The organism is Micromonospora sp. RTP1Z1, assembly GCF_033804685.1.
Classification (GTDB): Bacteria; Actinomycetota; Actinomycetes; order Mycobacteriales; family Micromonosporaceae; genus Micromonospora.
Genome location: NZ_JAPFQV010000123.1, coordinates 1 through 2,770 on the forward strand (window position 1 = coordinate 1; position 2,770 = coordinate 2,770).

A 2,770-nucleotide genomic window follows, 5' to 3' on the forward strand; every position below is an offset into this window, starting at 1 on the left:
GAACACCTCGAGCGAGGCCCCGCCCGGCGCGATCAACCAACCATGATCGGACATCCGCATCTGCCGCGATCCGCGCGCTACGCGGCGTCACGAAGTGCTGACTCGGCCGGCATACGCACATGCCGAGTACAGGATGTGTGAGGGGATCCCGGGTCAGGGCGCACGACGCCCGAAGGCTCTGGTGCTCGAACGACGCTACGGTTGAAGACGCGGTCCGTCCCCTTAGAAGGAGCGACCAACCATGATCCTCCCGAAGGTTCGGGACCCTCGCTTCATCACGCTTCGTCGCGGTGGGACCCTCACTGATTCGGATCATCATCTCCTCGCTCTTTGGGCGGCGTCGTGCGCGGAGCACGTCCTTCACCTGTTCGAGTCGGTTCAGCCTGAGGACCCACGACCACGTGAAGCGATCGAGCAGGCCCGCGCCTGGGTGCGTGGTGAGGTCAAGATGATGCAGGCTCGCGCGGCGGGCGGCCATGCAATGGGCGCGGCCAGAGACCTGCGTGGGGCAGCACGGCATGCCGCGTACGCTGCTGGCCAGGCGGGGGCCGTCGCACACGTCGCCGCGCACGAACTCGGTGCGGCCGCCTATGCGATCAAGGCCGCACGTGCTGCCGCGCCGGAAGGCGAGAGCGATGCCGTAGGGCGACTCGAGTGCCGATGGCAGCGTGACCAACTCCCGGAGGCGATTCGCGAGCTCGTGCTCGATGACCAGCGGTTGCGGAACGACATCTGCTGGTCGGTGTTTGACTGCTGAGCGGGCGTGTGGCTGCGAGCCCACCCCAGCGCTCATCCGAATCTGCCGCGTTCCGCGTGCTACGCGGCGTCACGAAGTGCTGACTCGGCCGGCATACGCACATGCCGAGATGAGGACGTCTGCCGACGCCGGCCCGTCCCCTCGGCGTGCTCACGCTGTACCCTCCGGCTTGTGAAGCGCGGGGCGCCCAATGCCGACCGGGGCAGATACGTCCGAACCATCGCGACCCCCAACGGCCCTATCGTTCTTGCACCGTTCGTTGGCGGAACATGGCATGGACGTGGCAGTGAGTACCGCAGACGTCGCAGGATCGCGACTGCCGCCGTTCTGGTAGTCACGCTGCTGGCCGTGGCCTTGTCCGCGTTGTTCGTTGTCGGTCTTGCTCGCCCAGGCACGTTGCCTGCCCGCCTGTTCGCCTCGGCGTACGGGCTGACCGCCCTAGCCGGTCTGGCGCTAGGCCGCAAGTGGATCGCGCAAGCGCCGATCCGGCTGCGGTGGACCGACGACGGCCTGACAGCCTCACTCGGAATCACGATTTTCCTGCTGATCCCGGTCCTTGCCGGTTTTGGCATTGCTCTGCTGCCCGGACTGTTTACCCCTGACTTTCCCGGCGAACGGCGGGCGCGCGAACTTACCACCATGCTTCGGAACACGACGACCAGCAACCGCTGAGCTTGCGCGAGGGCTCCCGCGCCCTTGCCCAGGCAGCACCGACGGCGAGCCGCAGCGGCAGCGGCAGCGGCAGCGGCAGCGGCAGCGGCAGCCACGCACGCACATGCCGAGATCAGTGCATCAGTGTGTGAGGGATGCGGCGCGTTGGGAAGCTTCGATAATTCGTTGCTCGCTTGTTGGAGGCGGCCGTCCGGCACGCACTCGGCGCGACGGGTGCGGGTCCGGCCCGTAGCAGCGGGTGAAGGGGATAAATGGCTTGCACAGGCGCCGGGCTGAGAGTTTGACTGCTCGCCATGCCTTTCCCCTCACCGATCTTCGTTGCGGGTACGGGTCGTTCGGGAACGTCACGGATCGCCGACATCATCGGCGAACATCCGCTGATCCATCGGATTCCCATGGAGACCCGGTTTCTCATCGACCCGGGTGGCCTGCGGGACCTGGCCGACGCGCTCACCGATCGATACGACCCCACCGTCGGTGAGGACGCCCTGCACCGACTGAGCGACTTCCTCACCGTACGAGTGCCCGGCCGGCGCGACGATCGCGGCAAAACCGTTCCCGAGCTGGTCGGCGAGCGGCGCTACCGGGACGCGGTGCAACAGCTCTGGCCGCAGTTGATCGCGTACACATACGACGAACCTGCGCCCGCGGAAGGCTTCGGGAACGCCGACCGGCCTGCCGGGCCGTTCGAGCCGCTGAGCCGCCGGCGGGTACTTCCCAGGTATTTCAGCGACCGGGGCGAACTGCTCGGAATCTTGCGGGGCCTGATCGACACCATGTTCGGCGGAGCAGCCGCCGACGCGGGCAAGCCGACCTGGTGCGAGAAGACACCGTTCAACCTGCTGTGCATGGAGTTCCTCTGGGAACTGGTCCCCGAAGCGACCATCGTGCACATCAAGCGTCACCCGGTCTCAGTGCTCGCATCCCACCTGGCCCAGCCATGGGCACCGCCCACCGTCGACGGCGCGCTCGCCTACCTCAAGCCGGTCTACCACCGATGGCTCACCTGGAAGAACACGGTCGACCTGACGGGCAGGCGATACATCGAGGTGAAAGCAGAAGATCTCGCAGCCGACTGGCCCGGGCAGCGCCGCGCCCTGTTCGAACGGCTCGACGTCGACGACTTCGCCACCCCTTCAACGTTTCAGTCGCACAAGCTGACGAACCGCAACGACCAATTCGACGACGAAACCCGCGAGTTCATCGAAGAAGCACTAGTACGGCAGCCGCCATTGGCGGTCTGACCTCGCGGGATGCGGTGGGGGCGTGCGAAGTGGACGCAGCCGCCTGTCGATCATGTGTTTGTGAGGACTACAAGATCGAAGGCGGCTGCTGCTGCCA

4 protein-coding genes are annotated in these 2,770 nt (G+C 66.4%); 3 read left to right on the forward strand and 1 reads right to left on the reverse strand.

All coding sequences use genetic code 11. From position 1 onward, the window contains the following. The first annotated feature begins 241 nt into the window (after window positions 1-241). Both SLP03_RS31290 and SLP03_RS31295 read left to right on the forward strand, forming a co-directional pair. Entirely contained in the window at window positions 242-757 is a 516-nt protein-coding gene (locus SLP03_RS31290) for a putative immunity protein (protein ID WP_319464243.1), read from the forward strand. A gap of 348 nt (window positions 758-1,105) precedes the next feature. Further along, window positions 1,106-1,429, forward strand: coding sequence for a hypothetical protein (locus SLP03_RS31295; RefSeq protein WP_319464244.1), 324 nt, complete (start codon window positions 1,106-1,108; stop codon window positions 1,427-1,429). Window positions 1,430-1,773: 344 nt separating this feature from the next. Here SLP03_RS31295 and SLP03_RS31815 read toward each other — a convergent pair whose 3' ends face one another. Beyond that, window positions 1,774-1,923 (reverse strand): hypothetical protein, encoded by a 150-nt coding sequence (locus SLP03_RS31815; protein ID WP_341477406.1) that lies wholly within the window; start codon window positions 1,921-1,923, stop codon window positions 1,774-1,776. A 27-nt stretch (window positions 1,924-1,950) separates the two neighbouring features. Between SLP03_RS31815 and SLP03_RS31300 the strand changes: the two genes are divergently transcribed. Next, window positions 1,951-2,673: a sulfotransferase family protein gene (locus SLP03_RS31300; RefSeq protein ID WP_413644775.1), complete on the forward strand. Its 723-nt coding sequence runs from the start codon at window positions 1,951-1,953 to the stop codon at window positions 2,671-2,673. Window positions 2,674-2,770 lie beyond the last annotated feature (97 nt).

Coding starts and splice junctions, on each gene's coding strand:
- SLP03_RS31290 (WP_319464243.1), top strand. CDS start 242: ATGATCCTCCCGAAGGTTCGGGACCCTCGCTTCATCACGCTTCGTCGC.